General features: G+C 49.7%; 26 protein-coding genes, 1 tRNA gene and 1 pseudogene. 16 read left to right on the top strand and 12 right to left on the bottom strand.

What is annotated here, in order from left to right; translation table 11 throughout:
- Positions 1-168: 168 nt before the first annotated feature.
- The gene (locus BLS62_RS21385; RefSeq protein ID WP_093185620.1) at positions 169-585 is read left to right on the top strand and encodes a hypothetical protein; all 417 of its coding nucleotides are present in this window, start codon (positions 169-171) and stop codon (positions 583-585) included.
- A 74-nt stretch (positions 586-659) separates the two neighbouring features.
- Positions 660-1,169: a hypothetical protein gene (locus tag BLS62_RS21390; RefSeq protein ID WP_208991009.1), complete on the top strand. Its 510-nt coding sequence runs from the start codon at positions 660-662 to the stop codon at positions 1,167-1,169.
- An 8-nt stretch (positions 1,170-1,177) separates the two neighbouring features.
- Here BLS62_RS21390 and BLS62_RS21395 read toward each other — a convergent pair whose 3' ends face one another.
- The gene (locus tag BLS62_RS21395; RefSeq protein ID WP_093185624.1) at positions 1,178-1,687 is read right to left on the bottom strand and encodes a GNAT family N-acetyltransferase; all 510 of its coding nucleotides are present in this window, start codon (positions 1,685-1,687) and stop codon (positions 1,178-1,180) included.
- A gap of 30 nt (positions 1,688-1,717) precedes the next feature.
- On the bottom strand, positions 1,718-2,218 hold the full coding sequence (locus BLS62_RS21400; RefSeq protein ID WP_093185627.1) for a hypothetical protein: 501 nt from the start codon (positions 2,216-2,218) through the stop codon (positions 1,718-1,720).
- Between the two features lie 569 nt (positions 2,219-2,787).
- Here BLS62_RS21400 and BLS62_RS32620 point away from each other — a divergent pair.
- From BLS62_RS32620 to BLS62_RS21430, 7 genes are all read left to right on the top strand, one after another.
- Complete coding sequence (locus BLS62_RS32620; RefSeq protein WP_280141866.1) at positions 2,788-2,922, top strand: hypothetical protein; 135 nt, start codon at positions 2,788-2,790, stop codon at positions 2,920-2,922.
- 106 nt (positions 2,923-3,028) lie between these two features.
- Positions 3,029-4,066 (top strand): aspartate-semialdehyde dehydrogenase, encoded by a 1,038-nt coding sequence (locus tag BLS62_RS21405; RefSeq protein ID WP_093185635.1) that lies wholly within the window; start codon positions 3,029-3,031, stop codon positions 4,064-4,066.
- 131 nt (positions 4,067-4,197) lie between these two features.
- The gene (locus BLS62_RS21410) at positions 4,198-4,647 is read left to right on the top strand and encodes a GNAT family N-acetyltransferase (protein ID WP_093185639.1); all 450 of its coding nucleotides are present in this window, start codon (positions 4,198-4,200) and stop codon (positions 4,645-4,647) included.
- A 169-nt stretch (positions 4,648-4,816) separates the two neighbouring features.
- Positions 4,817-5,509 carry a TenA family protein gene (locus tag BLS62_RS21415; protein WP_093185642.1) on the top strand — a complete coding sequence of 231 codons (693 nt, stop codon included), beginning with the start codon at positions 4,817-4,819 and terminating at the stop codon, positions 5,507-5,509.
- Between the two features lie 421 nt (positions 5,510-5,930).
- Entirely contained in the window at positions 5,931-6,677 is a 747-nt protein-coding gene (locus tag BLS62_RS21420) for an amino acid ABC transporter substrate-binding protein (protein ID WP_093185645.1), read from the top strand.
- A 39-nt stretch (positions 6,678-6,716) separates the two neighbouring features.
- Entirely contained in the window at positions 6,717-7,391 is a 675-nt protein-coding gene (locus BLS62_RS21425) for an amino acid ABC transporter permease (protein WP_093185650.1), read from the top strand.
- On the top strand, positions 7,388-8,119 hold the full coding sequence (locus BLS62_RS21430) for an amino acid ABC transporter ATP-binding protein (RefSeq protein WP_093185654.1): 732 nt from the start codon (positions 7,388-7,390) through the stop codon (positions 8,117-8,119). The genes BLS62_RS21425 and BLS62_RS21430 overlap by 4 nt, the downstream gene beginning before the upstream one ends.
- Before the next feature lie 47 nt (positions 8,120-8,166).
- Here BLS62_RS21430 and BLS62_RS21435 read toward each other — a convergent pair whose 3' ends face one another.
- The 5 genes and pseudogenes from BLS62_RS21435 to BLS62_RS21455 all read right to left on the bottom strand — a co-directional run.
- The gene (locus BLS62_RS21435; RefSeq protein ID WP_093185658.1) at positions 8,167-9,117 is read right to left on the bottom strand and encodes a threonine/serine dehydratase; all 951 of its coding nucleotides are present in this window, start codon (positions 9,115-9,117) and stop codon (positions 8,167-8,169) included.
- Positions 9,118-9,191: 74 nt separating this feature from the next.
- Positions 9,192-10,043 carry an amidohydrolase gene (locus BLS62_RS21440; protein ID WP_208991228.1) on the bottom strand — a complete coding sequence of 284 codons (852 nt, stop codon included), beginning with the start codon at positions 10,041-10,043 and terminating at the stop codon, positions 9,192-9,194.
- A 25-nt stretch (positions 10,044-10,068) separates the two neighbouring features.
- Entirely contained in the window at positions 10,069-10,896 is an 828-nt protein-coding gene (gene istB / locus BLS62_RS21445; protein ID WP_093175407.1) for an IS21-like element helper ATPase IstB, read from the bottom strand.
- The gene (istA, locus tag BLS62_RS21450; protein WP_093176876.1) at positions 10,893-12,146 is read right to left on the bottom strand and encodes an IS21 family transposase; all 1,254 of its coding nucleotides are present in this window, start codon (positions 12,144-12,146) and stop codon (positions 10,893-10,895) included. The genes istB and istA overlap by 4 nt, the downstream gene beginning before the upstream one ends.
- 150 nt (positions 12,147-12,296) lie before the next feature.
- Positions 12,297-12,683 (bottom strand): annotated as a pseudogene (locus BLS62_RS21455) (M20/M25/M40 family metallo-hydrolase); the annotation flags it as partial.
- A gap of 240 nt (positions 12,684-12,923) precedes the next feature.
- On the opposite strand from BLS62_RS21455, the gene BLS62_RS21460 reads away from it, so the two are divergent.
- Positions 12,924-13,289, top strand: coding sequence for a hypothetical protein (locus BLS62_RS21460; protein WP_093185666.1), 366 nt, complete (start codon positions 12,924-12,926; stop codon positions 13,287-13,289).
- Between the two features lie 134 nt (positions 13,290-13,423).
- Here the strand turns inward: BLS62_RS21460 and BLS62_RS21465 are convergent, their stop codons facing one another.
- The 5 genes from BLS62_RS21465 to tsaD all read right to left on the bottom strand — a co-directional run bounded on the left by BLS62_RS21465 (position 13,424) and on the right by tsaD (position 17,042).
- Positions 13,424-13,852 carry an EVE domain-containing protein gene (locus tag BLS62_RS21465; RefSeq protein ID WP_093189355.1) on the bottom strand — a complete coding sequence of 143 codons (429 nt, stop codon included), beginning with the start codon at positions 13,850-13,852 and terminating at the stop codon, positions 13,424-13,426.
- Positions 13,853-13,936: 84 nt separating this feature from the next.
- Complete coding sequence (locus BLS62_RS21470) at positions 13,937-14,227, bottom strand: YciI family protein (RefSeq protein WP_093185671.1); 291 nt, start codon at positions 14,225-14,227, stop codon at positions 13,937-13,939.
- Between the two features lie 85 nt (positions 14,228-14,312).
- Entirely contained in the window at positions 14,313-15,323 is a 1,011-nt protein-coding gene (locus BLS62_RS21475; protein WP_093185676.1) for an NAD(P)H-dependent glycerol-3-phosphate dehydrogenase, read from the bottom strand.
- Positions 15,324-15,333: 10 nt separating this feature from the next.
- Entirely contained in the window at positions 15,334-15,801 is a 468-nt protein-coding gene (locus tag BLS62_RS21480) for an NUDIX hydrolase (protein WP_244283606.1), read from the bottom strand.
- Between the two features lie 128 nt (positions 15,802-15,929).
- Positions 15,930-17,042 (bottom strand): tRNA (adenosine(37)-N6)-threonylcarbamoyltransferase complex transferase subunit TsaD, encoded by a 1,113-nt coding sequence (gene tsaD / locus BLS62_RS21485; protein WP_093189358.1) that lies wholly within the window; start codon positions 17,040-17,042, stop codon positions 15,930-15,932.
- Between the two features lie 126 nt (positions 17,043-17,168).
- Between tsaD and hemC the strand changes: the two genes are divergently transcribed.
- From hemC to BLS62_RS21515, 6 genes are all read left to right on the top strand, one after another.
- Positions 17,169-18,092 carry a hydroxymethylbilane synthase gene (hemC, locus tag BLS62_RS21490; RefSeq protein WP_093185685.1) on the top strand — a complete coding sequence of 308 codons (924 nt, stop codon included), beginning with the start codon at positions 17,169-17,171 and terminating at the stop codon, positions 18,090-18,092.
- Entirely contained in the window at positions 18,092-18,811 is a 720-nt protein-coding gene (locus tag BLS62_RS21495) for a uroporphyrinogen-III synthase (protein WP_093185689.1), read from the top strand. The genes hemC and BLS62_RS21495 overlap by 1 nt, the downstream gene beginning before the upstream one ends.
- 193 nt (positions 18,812-19,004) lie before the next feature.
- Positions 19,005-20,849, top strand: coding sequence for a COG4223 family protein (locus tag BLS62_RS21500; protein ID WP_093185693.1), 1,845 nt, complete (start codon positions 19,005-19,007; stop codon positions 20,847-20,849).
- Between the two features lie 21 nt (positions 20,850-20,870).
- Positions 20,871-22,685, top strand: coding sequence for a heme biosynthesis HemY N-terminal domain-containing protein (locus BLS62_RS21505; RefSeq protein WP_093185699.1), 1,815 nt, complete (start codon positions 20,871-20,873; stop codon positions 22,683-22,685).
- Positions 22,686-22,843: 158 nt separating this feature from the next.
- Positions 22,844-22,919 (top strand) — tRNA-Thr (locus BLS62_RS21510).
- A gap of 141 nt (positions 22,920-23,060) precedes the next feature.
- On the top strand, positions 23,061-24,995 hold the full coding sequence (locus tag BLS62_RS21515) for an acyltransferase family protein (RefSeq protein WP_280141867.1): 1,935 nt from the start codon (positions 23,061-23,063) through the stop codon (positions 24,993-24,995).
- The last annotated feature ends 258 nt before the right edge of the window (positions 24,996-25,253 follow it).

Genomic DNA, 25,253 nt, shown 5'->3' on the forward strand with positions numbered 1-25,253 from the left:
CGAAGGCATCGGTTAGATGCGCATGCGGATTTAACTTTGGTTTTTTTGAGTTTTGCGAGACAGTGTTAATCACGGAGTTTGGCAAAGCTCATGGTTGCGCTGTTTCTTCTGGTGCGGCATAAGCCTTGGCCAAGACACTCACTGCATAGAATTGCTGAAAGACAGAGCATGGACGAACGTTTGAATCCCTTCCTTGGCACATGGATCCTTGATCCAGACCTCTCTCAATACGAGCAGGGTGGTGTGCCGCTGGGTGGCAGCATGAAAATTCTTGAGAAGAATGGTGAAATCGGTTTCTTCATGAAAACCGTTGAAGATGACGGAGAGACTGTGGAAGCAAACTTTGCGGGTATCCCGGATGGTGAAGACCGCACAATGCCGCAGAATCCGTTTGCCGATACTCTCAGTTTGAGCCTTGAAATGGGGCATATTCTGACATCAGAAGCTAAGCGCGGCGGGTTGACCGTTATGGTTGCCAAGCGTGAGCTGAATGATGACAGCACCCAGTTGACAATTTACCAGACGGTGCATTTGCTGGATGCGGGATCGTTTACCAACGAAGCGGTTTATGTGCGCGCCCACTAAGCGCCTTAAGAGGACTCTAGGCCTGCCGGTTTAGTCTGCTGCATAAGCAACCAGATCAGACAGGGAGAGTGGCTATGAGAAATTTGAAAAAAGCGGTCGGGTTATGCCTTTGTATTGGAGGCGGCCTGACCGTTTTTGCATCCGCCGCCGGATCGCAAGCTTTAGTGTTTCAAGGCATTCCATACATGGATGACCGCAGCACTCCGCAAAGTCTGATGGAGAGCTATTACAACGCGATCAACCGCAAGGCCTATGTTCAGGCATTCACCTATCTGAGGTCTCCCAAGCAGAGTTTTGAGGATTTTCAGAAAGGCTATGCGACAACAACATCCGTTGAGTTGAGGTATGGCATCACGCAGCCGGACCCTGGCGCGGGTCAGATTTACTGGGCGTTGCCGGTCGCGATCCGCTCTCACACCAGTGATGGGAAATTTCAGGTCTTTGCAGGGTGCTACACCCTTCACCTGACCAATCCCGGCATACCAACGGACCCGCCTTATGAACCGATGGGCATTGATAGTGGCGAGCTCACACCTTCTAATGAACCGTTTGAGAAAGCTGTGCCGTTGAGCTGTGAACGCTAGGGTTCAGACTAAATCGCAGAAAATGCTTCTGAATAGGCAACAGTGCCTGAGGGCGTAGCACCATCAATTGGTTTTGCCATGAAATACTGCGCGGGTACGCCCGGCAGGATTAGCCTATCAACAGGTTGGAAGCCGAACTGACCGTAATAGCCCGGCTCTCCCAATAGAACGATGCCTTTTGCGCCGAGCCTTTGGAGCTGTGCCATGCCTTCGGTGATGAGTTGCTTGCCAATGCCCTTGCTTTGATGATCAGGGCTGACTGCAACTGGGCCAAGACCAAACCAACCAAGGCTGTTTCCATCGTTTGTGACGGGCGAAAAGGCAATGTGTCCCAAAAGCATTTCAGCCTCTTCAGCAACCAATGACAGAGTAAGCTCACCATTGGCCCGCAGCAGGTCAACAATCAGATGCTCTGTTGGCTTTGCGCCACTCTCATGATGGGGATGATTTTCAAACGCGGCATAGATAAGTGCGCGAATGAAAGCTTCATCCTGAGTTTGTTCAGCACGAATGATCATTGTAACCTCGGTAGTCTTGGTGTTTGGCGGTTATAAGTAGCCGAACAGCCGTCCGCAGATGAGCACGCCGAGCCAGCTGAACAGTGAGATGAAGCCCGTTGTTTTGAAGCGTGGGATTGTGCCTCTAGAATCTACTTGGGCCAGATAACGCCATGGTTTGTTAAAACGCAGCATCAACGCGTTGAGCAGGGCCAGCGTGAAGAAACCAGACTTTGCCCAGAATATGGGTGAGTTGATGTAGACCTGAGCTTTGGCGGAAAGCAGAAAAACGCCTGTTGTGATGGCGATCAGGCTCCCTAGAAGCGCCATTTTTGTAAGCGGGCGGGCTAGATCATGCAGTGGAATTGAGCGCCACATACCCATCATGCGCAGGTCCAGCGGAACAATGGAGCCGAACAATAGCGCAAGGCCAACGATGTGGCCTGTGTTGATTGCCGGATAAACCCACCATGCGTATTTGAAAACCTCAGGAAGCTGGGAGCGTTCAAGATCAGCAGCAAGTGCTTGCAATTGGTAAAGTAGATCCATCATTATTCCGTTGTGATTTTGATCGCTCCATTCAACCTGATTGTAGATTGAGAGCGACGCAAGGATTGATTGGCGTACTTTATTGTGTGCCCACGGTTTTATCAGGGAGAGACTGCTTATGGCTGACTTTGTGCATTTGGAATGGGGTGGAAATGCATGCCGTGAGGGGTATACCGCGACTGTTATTGTGGATTGCTTTTCTACTGCAACTCTGTGGCCTGTCAGGCCGGTGCGCAAGTGGTGCCTGTTGCTGACCGGGAGGTGGGCTTCTCAATTGGATTCGGGCAGCTGTGTCCCTGAGCTGATGTGTTTATCGATTGGCGGACAGCAGGTGATGGCTTTTCAGGATGTTAAGTGAGGCCTTGCGCTGGTTCTCATTGTTGAGCTTACATCAGGTTTATTGGCCTGAATGAAAGTTCTTCCTTGGGAAGTCCCGAAAATCCTCGGTTTTGTTGATACATTGGCGCCACGGTTAGCCAACCGTGGAGGGTCGTGCCGCCAAAGGGAGTTGACAAATGATGCGTGTGAAGGCATGAAACTGGCGATCTATTATTGGGAAAGAGTTACGCGGAATGTTTCTTCGTAAGACCGACATGACAAAAACTATGCGCATTGCAGCTAAAGCTGCGGGCATGATGTCGGCTGCCACATTGACCGCGACGACTACCAAGACAACCATCACTAAAACGACAAAGACCACCGTCTAAGGTGCTTCTCTTTCCCGCGTTCTCCCCGGGAGGGAGGGTGCCAGAGGGCTCACCGGGCGCAGTCAGCCTCCGGAAGCCAGCGGGGGAGACGAAGAGGATAAGACCAATGGGTTATAAGATTGCGATTGCAGGTGCTACCGGCAATGTGGGTGCGGAAATGCTCGACATTTTAGCAGAGCGCGGCTTCCCAGCTGATGAAGTGATTGCACTGGCATCTCGCCGGTCTCAGGGCAAAGAAATTTCCTTTGGTGACAGAACGCTGAAAGTTAAAGCGATGGAGAATTTTGATTTCTCCGACGTGGATATTTGCCTCATGTCTGCTGGTGGCTCTGTTGCAAAAGAATGGGCTCCGAAGATCGCAGCTAAAGGCTGTGTTGTCATCGATAACTCTTCTGCATGGCGTTATGATCAGGACGTGCCGCTCATCGTACCTGAAGTGAATCCTGACGATATCGTTGATTTCAAGAAGAAAAACATCATTGCGAACCCTAACTGTTCTACTGCACAGCTGGTTGTTGCTCTGAATCCAATCCACGAACAAGCTGGCATTAAGCGCCTTGTTGTCTCCACTTACCAGTCCGTTTCTGGTGGCGGTAAAGATGCAATGGACGAGCTGTTTAACCAGACCCGAGCTATTTTCGTAAATGATCCAGTTGAGTCCCATAAGTTCACTAAACGCATCGCGTTTAACGTGATCCCGCATATCGATGATTTTATGGAGGATGGTTACACCAAGGAAGAGTGGAAGGTTCTTGCGGAAACCAAGAAGATCCTCGATCCAGCCATCAAAGTGACCTGTACTGCTGTTCGTGTTCCTGTGTTTGTTGGGCATGGAGAGAGCGTGAATATAGAGCTGGAAAATCCACTTTCCGCTGAAGAAGCACGCGATCTCCTGCGTGAAGCGCCGGGTGTTCTGGTGATTGATAAGCACGAGGATGGTGGCTACATCACTCCATACGAGTGTGCTGGTGAAGATGCGACCTACGTTTCCCGTATCCGCGAAGATGCGACTGTTGAGAACGGCCTGAATATGTGGATTGTTTCAGATAACCTGCGTAAAGGCGCGGCTCTGAACACTGTGCAGATTGCCGAACTTCTGGTGGCCCGCGGCTTGATCAAGCCAAAATCCGAAGCCGTTGCATAAGCTGATTTCGTTTATTTGAGAATTTTGAGGGCACCTTTGGGTGCCCTTTTTGTTTGGTGAACTAACTGTCAGATAACTCCGCAGTACTTTGCAAATTTGTAGTGCTAAGTTCTCCCGGTATTGGAGGGATTATGCAGACTTTGGAAATTAGAGCGGCTCAGTATGAGGACCTTCCTGAGATTGCGAGGGTGTACCGGTCGTCGCGAGATCAAGTTCTTTCTTTTTTGCCGAAGCTTCACACGCCGGATGAAGACTTATGGTTTTTTCGAAATATAGTTTTTAAGAGCAATGACATGACGATCGTCATGGGAGATGGCCAAATCATCGGTATGATGGCCACCAAAGATGACTGGATTGAACAGCTTTATCTGGACCCTTCGCACCTCCGTGAGGGGATTGGTTCCAAGTTGTTGGCGCAAGCGAAAGCAAAGTCCTCCGGCTATCTTCAGTTGTGGTGTTTCGTTGAGAACGTGATTGGGCGAGCCTTTTACGAAACGCATGGCTTTAAGGAAGTAAAGCGGACAAGCGGCTCAGAGAATGAAGAAGGGGCGGCGGACATTTTGTTTGAGTGGCGAGCATGACTTGCCAGGTAATTAACAGGCAAAGTGTCGTAAGTAGGTGGATGCGCACCGTAAATACCTTAAAAATCAGGGGTCATATACGGTGATTTGCGTCTAGTGCAGCCTATCTCTGAGTGGCATTGTTCGAAGTAGATACACATGAGGACAATGTGTTGGGAGGCACACGAGAATGCTGAACACTGCAAGCTATGCCAATTACAAGGTAACCCACTCAGACGAGACCTTCACTGATTGGTTGGTTAAATCGGCGAAAGGGTCCTGGAGTAGGGCCATTGCTCATCCTTTCACCAGTGAGGTGGGGAATGACACAATCAGTACTGCAGCCTTCACCCGCTATCTGATTGAGGATTATCATTATGTTCAGGACCTGGCTTCAGCGCTTGGTTTCCTGATTGCCAAAGCCCCAAATATGGCTTCTAAAGCGCGGCTTTCTGAATTTGCGCATCAGTTGACTTCGAATGAAATTGGTTATTTCCACCGTACATTTATCGAGCTTGGAATTGCACCTGAGGTTTATGAGAGTACAAAACCTAATAGTGTGACCCGCTCGATTGGGGCGACACTGCTTTCCACTGCTGGCAAAGGCCATTATGTGGATGGCATGGCAACCTTGCTTGCTTCGGAGTGGATCTACCGGGAGTGGGGACACCGCGAAGCATCTAAACCACGGCCAGGTCGAGCTTATCTGGCGGAGTGGATCTCGTTTTTGGCAACTGATGAATTTGGTGAGTTCATTGATTGGTTGAAAAAAGAGATCGACACGATTGGTGAGGAAGAGCGGGTTAAACGTCAAAATGAAATCTCTGAAAGCTTTACCCATATGTGTGAGCTGGAAGGTGAATTCTTCGACATGGTGAGTTAGCCACTTTTATAACCGCATCACGGGCCTCTTTTGTTGAAAAGAGGCCCGTTTTTTATTGTCTGAAGCCTGTGAGAGGTGGATGATATTTGGCTCGCGAGTTGATAGGAGGAAAATGTTCTCCAAACTGAGTGAAATCAGCTGAATTTGCTGATTATAGAGTCGCTCTGGGCAGTAAATTTCTATGATATGAGCCGATCGGCTATGTATTCCTGATATCCATGCTCGAATGAATTTCTGTGTGAGACGCACATAAGGAAAATCAATTTTAGTAGATCTTAATATTTTGGAATTAATTACTATTATTGGTGTTAGTTACTAGTTTATATGACTTAAATTCATATCTATATCCTATAATTGTAGAAAAATTTCCTCATTCTGGTAAAACGAGCTCAACAAAAAAATATAGAAATTAGGAATAGATATGTTCTCTCGTTCTACTGTTGCTGCTCTTGCCCTTCTGGCTGCCGTTCCGGCGCAAGCTGAAACAATCCGCGTGGGCATGTCTGGCGGATATTTCCCATTCACATTTGTTAAGCAAGACGTTCTGCAAGGCTTTGAAGTTGACTTCGCTCGTGCACTTGTTGCTGAAACAGGTGATGACGTTGAATTCGTCACTATGAGCTTCTCTGGCCTTGTTGGTGCGTTGGAAGCTGGCCGCATTGACACGATCTCCAACCAGATCACGATTACGCCTGAGCGCGAGAAGGCCTTCACCTTCTCTCAGCCATACGTATACGATGGTGCACAGGTTGTTGTTAAAACTGGCAATTCGGAAATTAGCGGTGTTGAAGATCTCAAAGGCAAAAGCGTTGCCGTGAATCTTGGGTCCAACTTTGAACAACTGCTGCGTGATCTACCATATGCTGATGAGATCACCATCAAGACATATGATAGCAATATTGAGCAAGAAACTGCTCTTGGGCGCGTGGATGCTTTCGTGATGGACCGGGTGAGTGCTTCTCAGGTTATCAAGGCAACTCCATTGCCATTGGCACTTGCTGGTGCTCCATTCTCTGAAATCCGCAATGCATTGCCTTTCCGTAATGATGAAAAAGGTAAAGCTCTTGCTGTTAAGCTGAATGATGGTATCACCAAGCTGAAAGCATCTGGCAAACTTGCTGAGATTTCTAATAAATGGTTTGGCACAGACATCACTAAAGCTGACTAAGCTGTCTGTTCCCCAAAATAAGAATAATAAGACCTTATTATGCGCGCCTTAGATCTGGACTATATGCTCGGCCTTGTGCCGGTTCTCTTAAAATACCTACCCTTAACTCTGGGTATGGCAAGTGTGTCCATGGTCCTGGCGCTCATTCTTGCATCGCTGTTTGCGATTATTCGCGTGGTTCGCTTTCCTGTTCTGGATGCGGCCACGCGCCTCTTTATCAGCTTCTTTCGTGGAACGCCGCTGCTGGTTCAGTTGTTTCTGTTTTACTACGGCCTGCCGCAGTTGTTCTCATTCCTTGCCGTGATTGACGGGGTTTCAGCTGCTATTGTCGGTCTGACGCTGCATTTCTCCGCTTATATGGCTGAGAGTATTCGGGCCGCTATTTTGGGTGTGGATCGCAGTCAGTGGGAGGCGTCCAAGTCCATCGGGATGTCCACCGGGCAGATGATGCGCCGGATTATCCTACCACAAGCAGCGCGTGTTGCAGCGCCTACGCTGATCAACTATTTCATTGATCTGATCAAGAGCACAAGTCTGGCCTTTACACTTGGCGTGACTGAGTTGATGGGCGCAGCTCAAAAAGAAGCTGCTGGTAGTTTCCTCTACTTCGAAACGTTTATCGTGGTTGCACTTATCTACTGGGCTGTTGTTGAAAGCCTTGCTGTCGTTCAGGCACGTATTGAAAACCGACTATCTAAGGCTGTTTCCAGATGATCCAGATCCGCGGGCTCACAAAAATCTATAATGGTGTTCCTGTCCTTGACGGGATTGACCTGGATATTAAAAAAGGTGAGCGCATTGCTGTTATCGGGCCATCCGGGACTGGTAAGTCTACGTTGCTGCGCTGTATCAACTTTCTAGAAATACCTGAGAAGGGTGAGTACATTCTTGATGGTGAAAGCATTGATGTTCAAAATGCCAGTGCTGCTCAGATCAAGGCGATGCGCCTGAGAACTGCTTTCATATTCCAAAGTTATGCTTTGTTTGCCAACAAGACGGCCCGCGAGAATATCGCGGAAGGTTTGATCACCGTTCGTGGTGAGCCTAAGCAAACCGCTTTTGATAAAGCCGACGAAATTCTGCGCAGTATTGGTTTGGCCGACAAGGTTGATGCGTACCCAGCGTCGCTGTCTGGCGGACAGCAACAGCGTGTTGGCATTGGCCGTGCGATGGCGAGTAATGCTGAGCTGATGCTGGTTGATGAACCAACCTCTGCGCTTGACCCTGAATGGGTTGATGAAGTGTTGCAGTTGCTGACGCGGGTCGCGCAGGCGCATCAAACTATGTTGATCGTGACACACGAGATGGCATTTGCCCGCGAAATCGCAGACCGTGTTCTCTTTATGGAAGGGGGACGGATTGTTGAGGAAGGGGTGCCTGAGAAGATCTTCACCAGTCCTGATGATCCTCGGACCCGCAGCTTCCTACGGAAAGTTCTTTAAGTTTATTTAGGAGCGGCTGATCCTTTGGAGGTCGCCGCTCCTAAATCTTATCTGGCAGACAGTGTGTTGTTGACCTGCAGGAGTTCTGCATTTCCGCCACAGAGGAGGATGCCAACACGTTCTCCGTCTTTCGGCTTGTAAACGCCTGAAATCAGTGCTGCCAACGCTGCTGCACCGCCCGGTTCCACAACAAGCTGCATCTCTCTCCATAAGCGACGCTGTGCCGCCAGAATTGAATCATCTGTGACAAGGATTGAATTCGCGATGTGCTTTTGGGCAATTGCAAACGGGTAGGCTCCGCAGCGTTTTGCGCCAAGAGCGTTGGCTGCTATGCTGTTCAACTCCACATCCACAGGTTCACCAGCTTCCAAAGCTGCATGCATGGAGCAGGAGCCGTATGGCTCAACTGCGATAATTTTGGTTGGGCTATCTGCATAATAGCTTGCGACACCAGCTGCGAGGCCACCGCCGCCAACTGCGACAAGGATTGTATCCAGATCGGGGCATTGTTCCGCCCATTCCCGCGCGACAGTGCCCTGACCGTTGATCGTATCAATGGCGTCAAAAGGATGAATGTCGATCGCGCCGGACTGTTTGCGGTATTCAGCGCAGAGGGCTGCTGCGTCGGCATAGGCCGCGCCTTCTACATGAACATCTGCTCCAAAGCTGCGGATCTTATCGATCTTTGCAGGGTTGGAGATTTCCGGGACGAAAATCTTGGCTTTTTTGCCAAGGGCATGAGCTGCACAGGCTACTGCCGCGCCATGGTTGCCACCTGAGGCTGCGGCGATACCAGCTTCTGGAACTGTGCAGTTAAGTAATGAATTGAAAGCACCGCGCGCTTTAAAGGAACCGGAATGCTGAAGATGCTCCAGTTTTAGTGAAATGGAACCACGCAGGCCAAATGTTTCGTTGCCGCTAATAATCGATGGGGTTTTACGAATGTATTTTTGAATTCGTTTATGAGCGATTTCAATATCTTGTTTGGAGATCTGCACGATAGTGACCCAATTCCCATAAAATTACAGATGCCCCGGCGCGAGACCGAGGCATCCAAAATGTAAGGTACATCTTAGGTTGTAGGCATTGCGGTTTCAACTAATTTAATAAAATATGAACAACCATAAGGAATAGCTTCATCGTTGAAGTCGTATTTTGGATGGTGCAAGCCAGCGGAGTCGCCATTTCCTAAGAAGATGAAGGCACCCGGCTTTTCTTCCAAGTAGTATGCAAAGTCTTCGCCGCCCATGGTTGGCGCGATGTTTGTGTCAACTTTGTCTGGGTTGCCGGCGATTTCTGCCGCGATGGTTGTCGCAAATTTTGTCTGATCAGCGTGGTTTGCTGTGGTTGGGTACCCATCGCTGAATTCGTAATCAACGCCAGCGCCATTTGCTGCACATACACCTTCAACAACCTGTTTCACCCGCTCAGCAGCTTGCTTGCGGACGTCCTGATTGAGTGTGCGGATGGTGCCGCCCAGTTTTGCTGTATCCGGGATGATGTTGTACGCGGTGCCAGCGTTAAAGAACGTGACCGAAATGACAACAGATTCCAAAGGTCCAACATTGCGAGATGCAATGGACTGCAATGCAGAAACAATCTGAGAGCCGACGACAACCGGGTCAATTGTTTTGTGCGGGTAAGCTGCGTGGCCGCCAACACCTTTGATGGTGATTGTGAACTCATCGGTTGAGGCCATGAGCGCACCGGTGCGTGTTCCGAAGTGGCCAATCGGAGTGCCTGGCTGGTTATGCTGGCCGTAAATTTCGTCTACATTCCAGCGGGTGAACAGACCATCATCCATCATCGCTTTTGCGCCTGCACCGCCTTCTTCAGCTGGCTGGAACACGAGGATCACTGTGCATGTCAATGCTGAGTCAAATTTCCCCACATGTGCTGGACGGAAAGTCCTCAGTTTGAGTATTTGGTGACCAGCCTTGTCTGTGGGTCTAACTCTCCTTTTTGGGTGGCCTGCCGCGTCGTTTTGGTGGTGGAGGTGGAGCTATTGAAGCGTTAGCCCGTACGTGCTCTGGCATGAGGTCCGCATGGCTGCGCAACCGATAACTAGCACCTTCGATCTGGATGACGACGGCATGATGCAAAAGCCGATCGAGAAGGGCTGTGGCAATAACGCGATCACCAAAGATCTCACCCCATTCCGCAAAGCCACGGTTTGAGGTGAGGATCATGGATCCCTTTTCATATTTGGCATTGACGAGCTGGAAGAACAAGTTTGCTCCCCCATTGGTAATTGGCAGATAACCGATTTCATCGACGATTAGCAGTGAAGTTCGTGCAAAGAAGCGTAGTTTCTCAGTCAACCGCCCTTCTTTTTCAGCTTTTGCCAAGGCTTCGATGAGGTGAGCTAAAGCAATGCGATACACCCGTTTACCCGCTTTAACGGCTGCAACCCCAAGAGCAGTTGCCAGATGGCTCTTTCCTGTACCAGGTGGACCGAGAAAGTGTACCACTTCATTGCGAGTGATGAACTCCAGTTCGGCTAGAGCCATGATGCGATCCCTGTCCAGCGAGGGCTGGAAGGTAAAGTCGAAGCTTTCCAGTGTTTTTATCGGAGTAAGCCGCGCTGTCGTCAGGGCGACGCCGATACGGCGGCCCTCGCGTGTTGAATATTCTTCATTGAGCAGAGAATCCAGGGCCTCCAGTGCCGTGAGTTCCCCTTGTTCCAATTGGCTCAGCGTGTGGTCGAGCACCTCTAAAGCCCGCGGCATTTTTAAGCCTACCAGTGAAGACTGAATGCGTTTACTGAGCGAACTCATGGCTTACCTCCAGTACTGGCAAGTCGTTGGCCTACCGCTTCATAGAACTCCAGTGGGCGTTGGTTTACACCGCTGTGTTTGGTTGGCTCCGCAGCCAGACGACGGCGCTGTGTTGCCCGTGGAGGAGCCTTGCGATGGCATGGATCAACCCGGCGCTGGTTCTTTCCCTCCATGACCGGATGGGTGGCGATGAGCTGACCGTTTTCATAGATGCGCACCTCTTGCGGGTGATGCTGGACTTCGACCATCCGTTTCTTAACGGTGTCCGGCACTGAATAAAGATTACCTCCAACGGAGACCATGCCATCACGCGTGACCCGCCGCTCCACCAGTAAAACAGCATCATAAGGGTGCGCTGGCAAAGGGATCAGAGCGGGCTGTTCCTCTCCAAAGACCTCGCCCACCACACGGTTGGTGGTGGCATGAACACGGACATTGGCAATTTCCTTGCACCAGCGTGTGAACTGGGCATTAAGATCGTCCAGATCGCGGAACGTACGACCAAGGAAAAAATCCTGCCGGATGTAACGAAATGGCCGCTCCACCTTGCCCTTGGTTTTGGCCCGGTAGGGCTGGCAGGCATCCGGCTGAGCGCCATAATGGTCCAGAAGAGCGACAAGAGCAGGATTAAAAAGAACAGTGCCATCTGGCTCCTCTCCCAGAACGGCTGTCTTCATGCGATCATACAGGACTTCCAGTGTCGCTCCGCCGAAGACCTCAAAGGCCGCGATATGACAACGCAGGACTGTCTCTAGTTTTTGATTGGCACAATAGCGCCCCCACAAAAACCGTGAATTACTCAGCACCATTGAAAACAAAAAGACTTTTCGCACCACATCTGGTTCACTGGTGAACTCCACCTGAAACTCAGCAAAATCTACCTGTGCCTGCTGGCCTGGTGCTGTCTCAAAGCGCCGTTCAAATGCATGCGGAGGAGCTGGACGGATCAGGCGAAGATATTCCGTTACAGTGGAGTAACCGCCCTTAAACCCCAGTGTCTTCAGCTCACGAAGCAAGCGCCGGGCAGATAGACCGGGAAACCGCTCCAGTCGCTCAAGTAAATAGCCTTTGTATTCCTCCAGTACACGCCCGTCACGCTGGCGGGGGCCGTAGACAGGAGCTTCAAGGCCTTGGTGTAAGTATTTGCTGACCGTCTTTCTATCCAGCCCGGCTTTGCGCGCTATGGCACTTACAGACAGTCCCTGCTGCTTCAAATTATGGATCATTACGATCTTCCCTAGATTGACCACTCCTCCACACCCCTTCTTTCCAACAGGAACGTAGAGGAGAGTTTGGCCAACTTTTGTTTGAAGGGGCATGCCCCTTCAAACAAAAGTCAAAGCTGAAAAAGTGGGGAATTTTCAACCAGCGCTTTTGGGGAGAATACATCCAGCACTGACAGTGCCATCAAAGTTGCGGGTTTCAGCAAGGTATTTTGCGGTGCCCAGCAGCATAGCTGTGTGGCCATCGTGACCACACGCGTGCATTGCGCCTTCGTTTTTGGAGGCGTATTCCTTACCGGTTTCTTCCGGCATAGGAAGGGCATCCATATCAGCCCGGAGAGCGATGGATTTGCCTGCACCGCCGTTGCGGCCTTTGATAACGCCAACAACACCTGTGCGACCAACACCTGAGGTCACTTCATCAACGCCGATTTCCTTCAGGATCTCCGCGACTTTTGCGGAGGTGCGGTGTGTCTCGTAAAGAACCTCAGGGTATTCATGGAAATCACGGCGCCAGGCTGTAATTTCTTCGTGCATATCGGCAAGGCGATTGATGGTAGGCATATAATTGCTCCCGCAAATACTTCGGATTCTTATTGAGTTAAGAGAATGAATGTCACTTTGGACCGGCACAGTGAAATATTGCAAGAGCTAATCAGTTGCAAAAAGCTCAGTTGAGTAAAATTAAACGAACTGAAGGTGTTGGCCCTTAACCACCAAGGAAACGGCTTAATCACACTAAGTTATTGCTGACGTCAGGTCACATACTGCAGTTTGTTTAACTTTAAAAATGAGTGAGGCGGCATGGCAATTTATCGAAGTGTTTTTCGGAATGTTTCAGAGGACAAGCAGCACTGGATGTTTCACAATAAAGCAAGTCGATATGCCAGTCTGCTTCCGGCTGGATCTGAGTTTGAGACGGGCCCTTTTGACTTCCGGCGCAATATATCCATCAATCTTCTGGTGAATGGCGGTCTTTTCGGCACAACGTTGCGTTACAACTCGTTGAAAGACAGTTGGAGCCTGTGGCCGTTGACCAGTGATTTTTCAGTTCAAGTTGAGAAACGGACGGTGCTTGTGGAGTGTCAATTGACATCTGTGTTTCAAAGTAACGCCAATGTGGACTCGCTTGTCGGCTTTTTTGAGGAGGTGAGCCGGCCTAGTCCTTAATGTGGTTTTTATGTTCCGCTGGCAAAATGGAGAAAGGAAGCATAAGGCCTCCGGTTCATCTGCGAGGTGGAGATAGATGGACGGCGCATGGAGAGCAGGATGAACCTGCGCCGCTCCGTGATTTACAGCGTTGATCAGACCTCAGACGGGTCCATTCCAGCCATTTCCAGAACGATTGCCCACTCTTCCGGCTTTACCGGCTGAACTGAAAGGCGCATGGACGTTACCAGAGCCATATCTTGAAGGCGCTCTTCAGCCTTGACCTGTGCCAGCGTAACAGTATGCGGCAGGTCTTTAACAGCTTTGATGTTTACGCATTCCCAGCGAGGATCGTCCGTGGTGGAGTCTGGATGAATGAGGGCACACACTTCTACAATGCCGATAACTTCCTTACCGATATTGGAGTGATAGAAGAAGCCGCGGTCGCCGATCTTCATGTCGCGCATGAAATTGCGGGCCTGATAGTTGCGTATGCCGTCCCACTCTTCGCCTTCTTCGCCCTTGGCTTTTTGGTGGTCCCAAGACCATTTGTTTGGTTCGGATTTGAACAGCCAGTATTGCAACTTTGCCTCCATTTAAAAAGAGCACCTGTCTACAATGAAAGACCGGTGCTCCAGATTGCTCTGTTGTAAATACTTACAACAAATTTAAATTTCCGGGTTTTTCAATACCCAGTTCCAAGGACGGATCTCAACAGATTCAAAGAGACCAGCGAGTGCATAAGGGTCTTCACTAGCTACTGCCAATGCTTCGTCCCTGTTCGCAGCTTCAATCATGACCAACGAACCTGTCGGAGATACGAGGTCATCGCACATGAAAGGTCCAGCGGCCTTTAAACGATCACCAAGACCGCTTAAAAAATCGAGGTGGTCTTGCCGTGTTTTTTGGCGAAGGTCTGTAGAATGCGCCTTATCAGTGCAGATGAGAGCGTACAGCATATTGGATACTCCAGTAGCAGGTTTTCAACCTAACCATTTGATCCCTGATATACAACCAGGCAATTCTCACATTAAAAGGATTCTATTAGGGGTGGGTCTCTCGTTTGAGGGGGCGCGTCATTAAGTCGCTTAATGCCTGCGCCACGTCGATCTTTCCTGCTACGATTTGTGAGACCGCTTCCGCAATTGGCATGTCTACTCCGTGTTCGGCAGCCAGTGCGACGGCGATATTAGCGGAGTGCGCGCCTTCTGCAAGCTTTTGTCCGGGAGCTACCAGTTCCTGCGGTGTTTTTCCTTGGCCAATTTTTAAACCGAAGGCGAAATTTCGAGATTGAGTGGAGGAACAGGTGAGGACGAGATCGCCTAAGCCGGAGAGGCCGGTCAGGGTTTCGCTTCTTGCATTCAGCGCCATCCCTAAGCGGGAGAGTTCAGCAAATCCGCGGGCGGTTAGAGCTGCTTGAGCACTTGCGCCAAGGCCGTAGCCGACTGCTGCACCACAGGCGATTGCAAGCACGTTTTTGAGTGCTCCGCCAATCTGTACACCCTTCAGGTCGTCCGTCGCGTAGGGGCGGAAGCTGTTGGACGCGAGCGCTGCGGAGAGTTGATCTGCCACAGTGCCATCTTCTGCCGCGATGGTAACAGCGGTTGGTAGGCCCTTGGCAACATCATGCGCAAAGCTTGGGCCAGAGAGCGCTGCCGGAATTGCGTTTGGCGTGACGGATTTGATAACCTCAGACAGCAGACTACCGGTTGATTGCTCGATGCCTTTTGCGCAAAGGACAATAGGTGTTGCGGGTTTGAGGAATGACTTGATCTCTTCCGTCATGACCCGCGTTGTTTGGGCCGGTGTCACCAACAGAACGGCGTCTGCTTCGCTCACAGCCTCTTTTAGCGAGTTGGTGGCTGTGATCTGTTCCGTCCATTCAATACCCGGCAGATATTTGGGGTTCTGCCGGGAGGTATTGATTGCGTTGACCGTTTCAGCGTCACGCGCCCAGATGATCACCTCACGGCCAGCTCTTGCTGCTGCTAGTGCGAGCGCTGTTCCCCACGAGCCTCCGCCGAGTACAGCAATCCTGTTAAGAGCAATGGCCATGTTATTTTCCTTATTGAGCGATGTTCAATCGTTTGCAAAGCTGCTGCAAAGGGAGATCGAACCCTCCATGCATCATTAGCTTGGATTTAGTTTCGTTATTTGCCAAATCAACCCAGAAGAAGCGAAAGAGGATGGGATCTCCACCATCATTTGGGGTCATCTCGTAATGATCCCAGTTTTGCTTTGCTTTTTCCTGAACATTGAGATGGAAAAAACGTCTGCGATGGAGTTCAGCATCCAACGTTTTTGAGTGGTCGTAGAAGTAATCGTGGCCTTCAAAATGCTCGAGGGCACCGGTTACGCTCAGGCCGGTTTCTTCTTCAAACTCGCGCCTGGCAGCTTGAAGGTAACTTTCGCCGGGATCAAGCGTGCCACCGGGGACTTGCAGCGTGCCTGCAATGTTGGTCTCGGGCTCATCAAAGACCAGAAGGTGTGTGCCGCATGTCATGTAAACATAGGCTTTGTGCCGAGGCTGCAATGTTCTCTCCGATAATAAACAGTCAAATCAGTTCCGATGGAATTGAATGAGGATATTTGCAGGCGTTTGTTTAAGGTAGGGCACAAGCATGGCTTGTACATGACAACTTGCTGAAGAGGGGCTGGTGGTTAAACCTTAGCCCCTTTTTTGCCGGAGCCGATGACGCTTTGGGAGGTCTGATCCAGCGGCCAACGCGGACGGGGTGATACATTCATGTCATCCCCTTTACCGTTTTGGTCCAGAATGGATGGATCGTCTTCGATTAGCTTCCTTAGGCGCTCGGCTCCCGCCCATGCGATCATGGCTGCATTATCGGTACACAGTTTGTGTGGAGGAGCGACCAATTCTGCATCATGTTTCGCAGCAACGGCGTTCAAGCGAATCCTAATTGCTTCGTTTGCGGCAACTCCGCCCGCTATAACCATCTTGGGTGGTGTGTTTGGGTAGCGTTCTTTGAACAAATCGAAGGCTCTGGCACTGCGTTGACCGAGAACATCTGCCACCGCTTCCTGAAAGGACGCGCAGAGGTTGTTGACGACCTGCTCGCTGACGGGCTCTTCTTTCAGAGCAGCTGTGCGGACAGCCGTTTTCAACCCAGCGAATGACATGTCGAGGCCAGGGCGGTCCAAAAGCGGGCGTGGTAATTTGAAGACGGTTGGATCACCAAGTTTTGCAGCTTTTTCTACAGCCGGACCACCGGGATACGGCAGGCCGAGTAATTTCGCTGTTTTGTCGAAGGCCTCACCAATTGCATCATCAATGGTCGTCCCCAATCTCTCGTATTCCCCAAGTGCTTTTACGAGGAGATATTGGGTGTGACCACCGGAGACGAGCAGCAGCAGGAATGGAAACTCAACTTGATCCGTCATGCGGGCCGTTAGAGCGTGGCCTTCTAAATGGTTCACTGCAATCAATGGCTTATCAATTGCCATGGCGATGGATTTGGCCGTCATTAAACCAACAATGACACCCCCAATGAGACCGGGACCAGCCGTGGCGGCTACTGCTGATAATTTTGACCAGTCAATATTTGCGCTCTTCATGGCCTGATCTACAATGCCATCCAGCAACTGTATGTGGGCGCGCGCAGCAATCTCTGGTACAACACCGCCGAATGGTGTGTGCTCGGCGATCTGTGAATGCACCACGTTGGACAAAATTTCACAGTTGCCGTCTTGATCAATCTCAAGGACAGCAGCAGCAGTTTCGTCACAACTCGTTTCGATGCCGAGGATGGTCAGCAAGTTTGGTCTCCTTTGGCCCATGGTTTTTGTCGGTCTTTCATGCATAAGGCATGTTTGATTTCGCGGGCCTATGATTTTATGTAGCTCATTTAACATGAGCCCCTAGCATTGGGAATGTGATCCTTGCAAACAAAACCTATAAGAATTGGCACACGTGGTAGCGCTCTTGCTCTTGCTCAGGCGCATGAAACACGTGCTCGTCTCGCGAAGGCTCATGGTCTTACTCATGATGACTTCGAGATTGTTGTTATAAAAACAACTGGCGACCAAATTCAAGATAGGCCTCTTTCCGAAGCAGGCGGCAAAGGCTTGTTCACTAAGGAAATTGAGGAAGCTTTGCTGGATAAGTCCATTGATCTGGCGGTTCACTCTTCCAAAGATATGCCGACTGTTCTTCCTGATGGCTTGGGTATGACTGCTTACCTTCCGCGTGAAGATGTGCGTGATGCCTTCCTGTCTCCGAAGGTGGGAAAGCTGACAGACCTTCCACAGGGGGCTGTTGTTGGATCTTCCAGTCTGCGTCGTCAGGCACAGATTAAGCGTCTGCGCCCTGATCTGGATGTGGTGATGTACCGCGGCAATCTTCAAACCCGTTTACGCAAACTGAATGAGGGTGTGGTTGATGCAACCTTCCTTGCTTATGCCGGTTTGCTTCGTCTGGGGCAGGGGGATCTTGTTACGTCTCTGGCCGATCTGGAGCATTTCCTCCCAGCTGTTGGGCAAGGTGCGATTGGCATTGAGACGCGTCTTGGAGATGAAGAGACTGCTCGCATTCTTGCTCCAATTCACCATGCAGAAACGGAAAGCCGTCTCTTGCTGGAACGGGCTTACCTTGCTGAAATGGATGGGTCTTGCCGTACTCCAATCGCTGGACTTTCTCATGTGGAAGGCGACCGTATTCGCTTCCGCGGTGAGGTTATCAAGCCGGATGGCAGCCAGACCCACACCGTTGAAGGTGAGGGGGCGCTGAGTGATGCGGAAGAGATTGGCCGCGAGCTTGGTAAAGAGCTGAAAGCGAAATCTGGACCTAATTTTCTGGAGCTCTGATGAAAATACTCGTGACCCGTCCTCAGCCACAAGCCGATACGACTGCTCGGAAGCTGGTTGCTATGGGACACGAGGTGGTTCTTGAGCCGATGCTACACTTCCAGCCGCTGTCTCTTGACGAGGATGTGGTTGGAGGCGCTAAAGCAATTGCTGTGACGAGTGCAAAAGCGATTGAGGCCCTTGCCTTCAATAAGCTGATCGAGCCGTTGCAGTTGCTTCCTCTCTATTCTGTTGGCGAAGCGACTGCGCAAGCAGCCAAAGGCGCAGGTTTTCAAAATATCATGTGTGCTGAGGGTGACGTTGGCTCTCTTGCAAACCTGATTGGTGAACACAGTCAGCAAGGGCCGGTGTTTTATCCCGCTGCTGTGGACAGAAGTGGGGATCTTTCCGGGCAGTTGGCGGGGTTGGGCGTGGCCTGTAATATGGTGGAAGCCTACCAAATGTCTGCGGCATCTCAGCTGTCTGCGCAAACCCATCGGCTTATTACGGCTGGAGAGATAGATTGTACATTGTTCTATTCTTTGCGAACAATTCAAGTATTTCTCAGCCTTTGTAATCTTGAAAAAACCACAGTGTTTCTTAACTCTATGAAAGCACTATGCGTTTCAAATCGAGTTGCGGAGCAAACAGCGTCGTTTGGCGAGGTTTTTGTGGCGAAAACGCCTTCAGAGGATGGTTTGTTTGAACTTCTTGCACCTGCGAGAAGTGAGAGAACGTGATTTGAACTTCTCTGGTTCCTATGGAGAAGTCGTAGTTTGTTTGGCAAAGTGCTAATTCTCCCTGATAGCCGTTTGCTTCAGGGATGTTTATGTTAATTGCGGGACATCACGGGATGGCTCGTTGAGATTGCGTGCATAATTAAGATTGGCGCGGCTGGAATCCGCTTGAAACGCGCCGTTGTAGGAGGTTTTGATGGCTGCTGATGACAAGAAGAGTGGGGCATCCACCGGCGCAGGCTCTGGTGGCGGAACGTCCTCACGAAAAACTCCCCTTTCTGGCAGTACGCGCAAGCCAGTGACTATTGATCTGGCTGCGAAAGACGTTTCCAAGATAGATAAACCCGTTGAGAAGCCCGCAGCGACTTCCAAACTGGATGTGACTAAAACAGGTCCTTCCAAGGCAGGCTCGGTGCCTCCGGTAGACAAGCAGCCCTCACAAACACCTCCGAAGACTGAAAAAACTGAAGCGACAATGACTAAGGCGACAGCAAGTGCGAAAGCTACTGCTGGCGCTGCGAAAGCCTCAGATGCCGACAAAAAGCCTACAGAAACATCTCCAACCGGAGCTGCAAAGAGCGCTGCCCAACCGGCGACTTCTGCAAGTGCTGCTTCCAAGCCAACTGATAAAAAAGAGCCGCTAACGGAAAAGGTGCAGGATGCCTCTTCTGGTGGTAAAGGTACGCCACCGCCTCCAACTGGTGGGAAGGGGGATGACCCTTCTGGCAAACCTCCGCATCCGCCTAAGCCGAGTTCTGGGTTTGGTGCGATGCTTGCGGCTGGTGTTGTTGGTGCGTTGATTGTTGCTGGTGCCGGTTTGGGTTTGCATCAGGTTGGTATGTTACAAATGGTTGGTGCAGGCGCTGGCCAGAATGCGACTGAAGTCCAAGCGCTTTTGGAAAGCTCCAAGAGCCGCTACTCGCAACTGCAGCAAGAAATAGCCAATCTGAAAGATGATGCGACCGGGAGTTTTGCGGCTAAAGAGACAATTCAGCAGCTCACTGCTCAGTTGGACGCCTTGCAGAAGGAGACTCGTTCCAGTCTTAAAGATGCGACCTCCGCCGTTTCTGATAATGTTCAGCAGCAGATGGCGACGCTTGGCGCGGAAATCAAAGAACTGAACGAGTTTATTTCCAATGGCGCTGCCGGTGATGGCGCTGCTGTTGCAAGTTTGAAGAAGACACAGGATCAGCTTTCTAAGCAAATGACAGCTCTGATGACGACCTCTCAAGGCTCGGCGCAGAAAGCTATGAAGGATGTTCAAGACAGCCTCACTCATTTGCAGAAGCAGTTTACTGGCTTGAAGGAAACGCCTACGCAGCTGCAGGCTCTCGGCTCTCAACTGGCCATTACAGGCTCTAAGGTTGAGGCAGCTCTTGCTCAAATTGGTAAGCTAACGGCTGAGCAGAAGGTTGTGGAAGGCGAGATTGAAGCGCTTGCTCAAAAATCTGCACAAACCACCAAACTCATTATTGAGCGTGTGGACCGGTTGGAAAAGTCGATTGGAACTGCCAGTGCTCAGGAACGTGCAGCACGCGCTATAGCGATTGCCTCTTTGCGGAATGCTGTTGATTCTGGTGAGAGTTATGAAGCGGAACTGGCTGCTGTTGAAGCCGTGTTGCCGGGGGATACAGCTGAGCTGGTTCCTCTAAAGGCTGCTGCTGCGACTGGCATTCCATCTTCTGCTGCGCTGATTGCCGGATTTGGTAAGGTTGCGCGCGAAATGAGTGCTGTGGTGATTACAGATGAGCAGGGTGATGTTGTTGATCGTCTGTTCTCCAGCGCCAAGTCTCTGGTTTCGATCCGCACGCCGACTGAAAGCCAGGGTACGAGCACAAGTGATGTGCTTGGCACTATGGAAGCGCGCGTGTCTTCTGGTGATTTGGGTGAAGCAATGAAGGCGTTTGATGCCCTGCCGGAGCCAATGAAGACAGTTGGTGCTCCGTGGGCTGAGCAAGTTCAGGCTCGACTGGCTGCAGATGAATTGGTGAAAAAAATCACCGCCCAAGTTTTGAAATCGCTTGTTTCTGAAAACAAGTAGCATCGGAAAGGAGCGAAGGACATGGTCCGCGTTCTCATCTTTTTCGCGTTTGTCTTCTTGCTGGCTCTCGGCGGTGCCTGGATGGCTGATCGTCCGGGCGTTCTTACGCTGGAATGGCAAGGGTACGTTGTTCAGGCAAGCCTGCTGACGGCAGTTGTCGCGTTTGGCGCGTCACTGGTCGCATCCATTGTTATCTGGGGCTTCTTCCGGTTGCTCTGGAAATCGCCAACGCTTGCTTCTCGCTTTATGCAGCGGCGCCGTAAGGACAAGGGCTTTGATGCTCTGTCTCAAGGGCTGATGGCGCTTGGTGCTGGCGATACGCTGCATGCACGCAAGCATGGGTTGAAAGCGGATAAGCTGCTGCTAGGAAATGAGCCTGCGGCGAAGCTGCTGTTGGCGCAAACTGCTCAGTTGAGTGGTGATAATGCTGAAAGCCGCAAGCGGTTTGAGGAAATGCTGGAAGATGGCCGCTCTATGGCTGTTGGTTTGCACGGGCTTTATATTGAAGCTGAACGTGAGAGTGAGCCGGCTGCTGCACGTCACTTTGCAGAGGAAGCCTTCAATTTAGTGCCCGGTTTGCATTGGGCAGGCAATGCGGTGCTTGGCTATCAGGCCGTATCCGGTGACTGGGAAGAAGCGATTGCAACGCTTGAGCGCAATTATGCTGCTCACATGCTGGATAAAAAGACGCTGCGCCGCCATAAAGCCGTTCTGCTGACCGCTCGCGCACTTGAGCTTGAGAATGAAAACCCCGATCGCGCACGAACGCTTGCTGTAGAAGCGCATGGTTTGGCACCGTCTCTGGTTCCTGCTGCCCTTGTTGCAGCACGTTTGCGGACGCGCTCTGGTGATGTTCGTAAGGCAAGTAAAATTATCGAGGCAGCATGGAAGCTTAATCCGCACCCAGACCTTGCTGAAGCTTACGCGCATGTCAGGCCGGGTGATTCCGTTTCTGATCGTCTGAGCCGTGCCAAATCTCTTGCAAGTATGCGGGCCTATTCCTCTGAGGGTGCAATTTCTATCGCGGTTGCTGCTATTGAGGCTAAGCAATTTGATGAAGCCCGTGAGCAGCTTAAACGTGTTCTCCGGTCTGAACCATCTCAACGCGCCTTTTTGCTGATGGCGGACCTTGAAGATCGCGAGCATGGCGATCAGGGCCGTATTCGGGAATGGTTGGCGCGTGCAGTGCGTGCGCCTCAGGACGAAGTTTGGATTGCAGATGGTGTCATTTCTGCGAATTGGACCCCGGTTTCTCCTAGGACAGGCCGTGTAGACGCCTGTAAATGGGCCGCTCCTGAAGGAGTGTTTGGTCAGGACCAGACGGTTGAAGTGATTGATGACAAGCTGTTTGAGCCACCGGTGCTTGCTGGACCGGTTCAAGTTTTGAATGAGCCTGTTGAAGCTGTGATTGTTGTGCCGAAAGCGGCAGACAGCAAGCCGGTTGTTGATACATCTAAAGCTGAAGTTGAGCCAACTTCGGCTCCGGCTACCAAGCCTCAGGTTTTGGAACCTAAGCCAGTTGTTAAGGCCGCCGAGACCCCGCCTCCAGTTGCCAAACCTGCAGGAAAGCCAAAGCCAGAGGAACCAGCGACGGTTGTGCCTGTTGAAGCTTCCAGTTGGGCATCACCTAAAACCAGTCGTGATGGAAAACCTGAGGTGGTGGACTTGGCTAAAGCCGAGAAGAAAACATCAGCCGAAGATGTCGCAAAGCTGGAGAAGAAAGATGATGCGCTGGTGGAATTTCCGCTGTCTCATCTTCCTGACGATCCCGGACCGGAACCAGATGAAGATGACCTTAACCCTCCTAAGGATAAGAGTTTTAGGTTCTTTCGATAGATAAATACTCATCCCAGACATGCGGGGCTCTTATGAGTTTCCTATGAATGTCGATAGGCGGTGGATGCTTGTTCTACTGCTGCAAAACACACTTGCATCTTATTGGGAGCTTGGGTATCAAGCTCCCACTTCCCGGCACACCTCGTGCCAGTTGGTAAGCCGCTGTAGCTCAGATGGTAGAGCGCGTCATTCGTAATGATGAGGTCGAAGGTTCGAGTCCTTTCAGCGGCACCAGTAATTCGATAACTAATCAAATTCAAATTAGTTCCTTTTTGTGGGGGCGGGGGTTATCTGTACGCTTCGTAAACTATTGTTTTATAATCATTATCGACAAGTTTGATTTCTAATCTGTTGTCGAGTTATGCGAGGAATCTGGTGCAGTACAGAAGAGAGATAGATGGCTTACGTTCGTTGGCTATCATCCCGGTTGTGCTTTTTCATGCTGGTGTTCCTGTTTTTTCAGGTGGCTATGTTGGTGTAGATATTTTCTTTGTTATTAGTGGATTTCTAATAACCAGAATTATTTTAAGAGATCTTGAAGTCAATAGATTCAGTTTTTGGGATTTCTCCCAACGGCGTGTACGCCGAATATTTCCTGCACTTTTTGTTGTCTTGGTTATTTCGTTTTCATTGGCATGGATAATTCAAGTTTCGTCTGATTTTAATCAGTTTGCAAAATCAATAGTTTCGGTTGCGACTTTTACATCCAATTTTTTCTTCTATAAGCAAAGCGGCTATTTTGATGGGGCATCTGAATTAAAGCCATTGCTACATATGTGGAGTCTAGCTGTAGAAGAACAGTTCTACATATTCTTTCCAATATATTTATATCTAATTTGGAAATTTTCTCGAGAGAGAATACTTGTATTACTTATGTTGATAGCGGTGTTAAGCTTTACTGCGGCCTCTATTGGAGTTTCGTATTTTCCAGATTTTTCATTCTACCTTTTACCTACACGAGCTTGGGAGCTTTTATTGGGAGCAATTGCAGCATTCGTAGACAGCCGGTCGGCTCGGCGAATGGAAAGCGATAGTTTGAGCTTTCTTGGAATAGGGATGATTGCCTTCTCAGTTTTTTATTTTGATAGGCAAACGCCTTTTCCTGGGTATTCAGCGCTCGCGCCTACTTTCGGAGCTTTTTTTATAATTCTGTTTGCTGGACCCAATACCTTTTGTGGTCGACTTCTTTCGTTTCCTGTTTCAGTGGGATTGGGTCTGATAAGTTACAGTCTATATTTGTGGCATCAGCCAGTTTTTGCATTTTATCGACTCGAATTTGGAGTTGAATTATCTACATCTGAGCAATGCATTCTTATCATGATTTGTCTACTTATGGCCATATTGTCTTGGAGATACATTGAAACTCCAACACGAGCTAAACGCTTTCTTCCAAATAAGAAAATTTTATTTGCTGGGTTCGCTATTTCAATTTCTTTTATTGTAGCCGGGCGTTCGATCATCTTATTGAAAGTTGCAGATTACAAACTAGAAAATTTTGCATCTCTACTCACACCTCCTCGGAGTAGTAAACTTCAATTGAAAGATAAGTGCTTTTTATTGAGTGCTTCTGTAGACACCTTTGATCTTAATTCATGTTTTGAAGGTTATCTTGGTGAGGGCGTAAATGTTTTGATTGTTGGTGACTCTCATGCTGCAAGTTTATATCCAGGCTTAAAACTAGCATTGAACAAGAATAATATTTCACTTTACATGTTAACAGCTGCATACTGCTTGCCATTAATTACGGATTTTCCTAGTAATGTAAGCGAAACAGCTACCCCAAGGTGTAGTAAGATTAATCATCAAGTTAGAAAAACTATTGGATCAATGAAATTTGATTTGGTGTTGATTTCTTCGCATATTAGCGAGTGGGGTTTTTCCCAAAATCTTAGATGGACATATCCTGGGTATTATAGAGATTTCTTGGAAGTCATTGATCAATTAAAACTTTCACAAAAATTGGTAGTTGTAAACCAGTTTCCGATATGGCCTGGGGGACTTCCTAATGTATTAGAACGTGAGCTGAAGGCTACTAATTATAGAAGTGAGGAATTATCAAGGTATTCTGAGAACGGCTTGGATGATAAGTTTTTCTCGGTTGACGAAAAGCTGCAGCTTGATGCCTCTTCAGTTGGTGTCGGCGTTATTTCTCCAGCTGCTTTGCTATGTATCGAAAAAATGTGCCAGCGGTTTGTAAAATATAAAAGTATAAACACGGCAATGAGCTTTGATTACGGTCATCTTTCGTTGGCGGGTAGTTTATTTCTTGGGAAGGCTATGGTGCCGGCGATTACGGAATATCTGCACTAAAGATATCCTTGGAAAAATTTCAGGGTGGAGCAAAGCACTGCTAATAGGCAACATTTTTTTGAAGATTTCCAACTTTAAAGCTCAGTCATTGTTAGTCGGGTTGGTACGCGTAATTCCACTTTATTGTGTACTGGCGCTCCGGCACCAGCAACTCTCTGATACTTCATAATCCCCCACAAACTTGATAGTTTAGCTTTGCCTTGTCGCCTACTCGTCGTAGGTTCCGGAGTGCGTTTTTTGGTCCTTTAGTCGAACCAT

It is taken from the genome of Pseudovibrio sp. Tun.PSC04-5.I4, from assembly GCF_900104145.1.
Classification (GTDB): Bacteria; Pseudomonadota; Alphaproteobacteria; order Rhizobiales; family Stappiaceae; genus Pseudovibrio.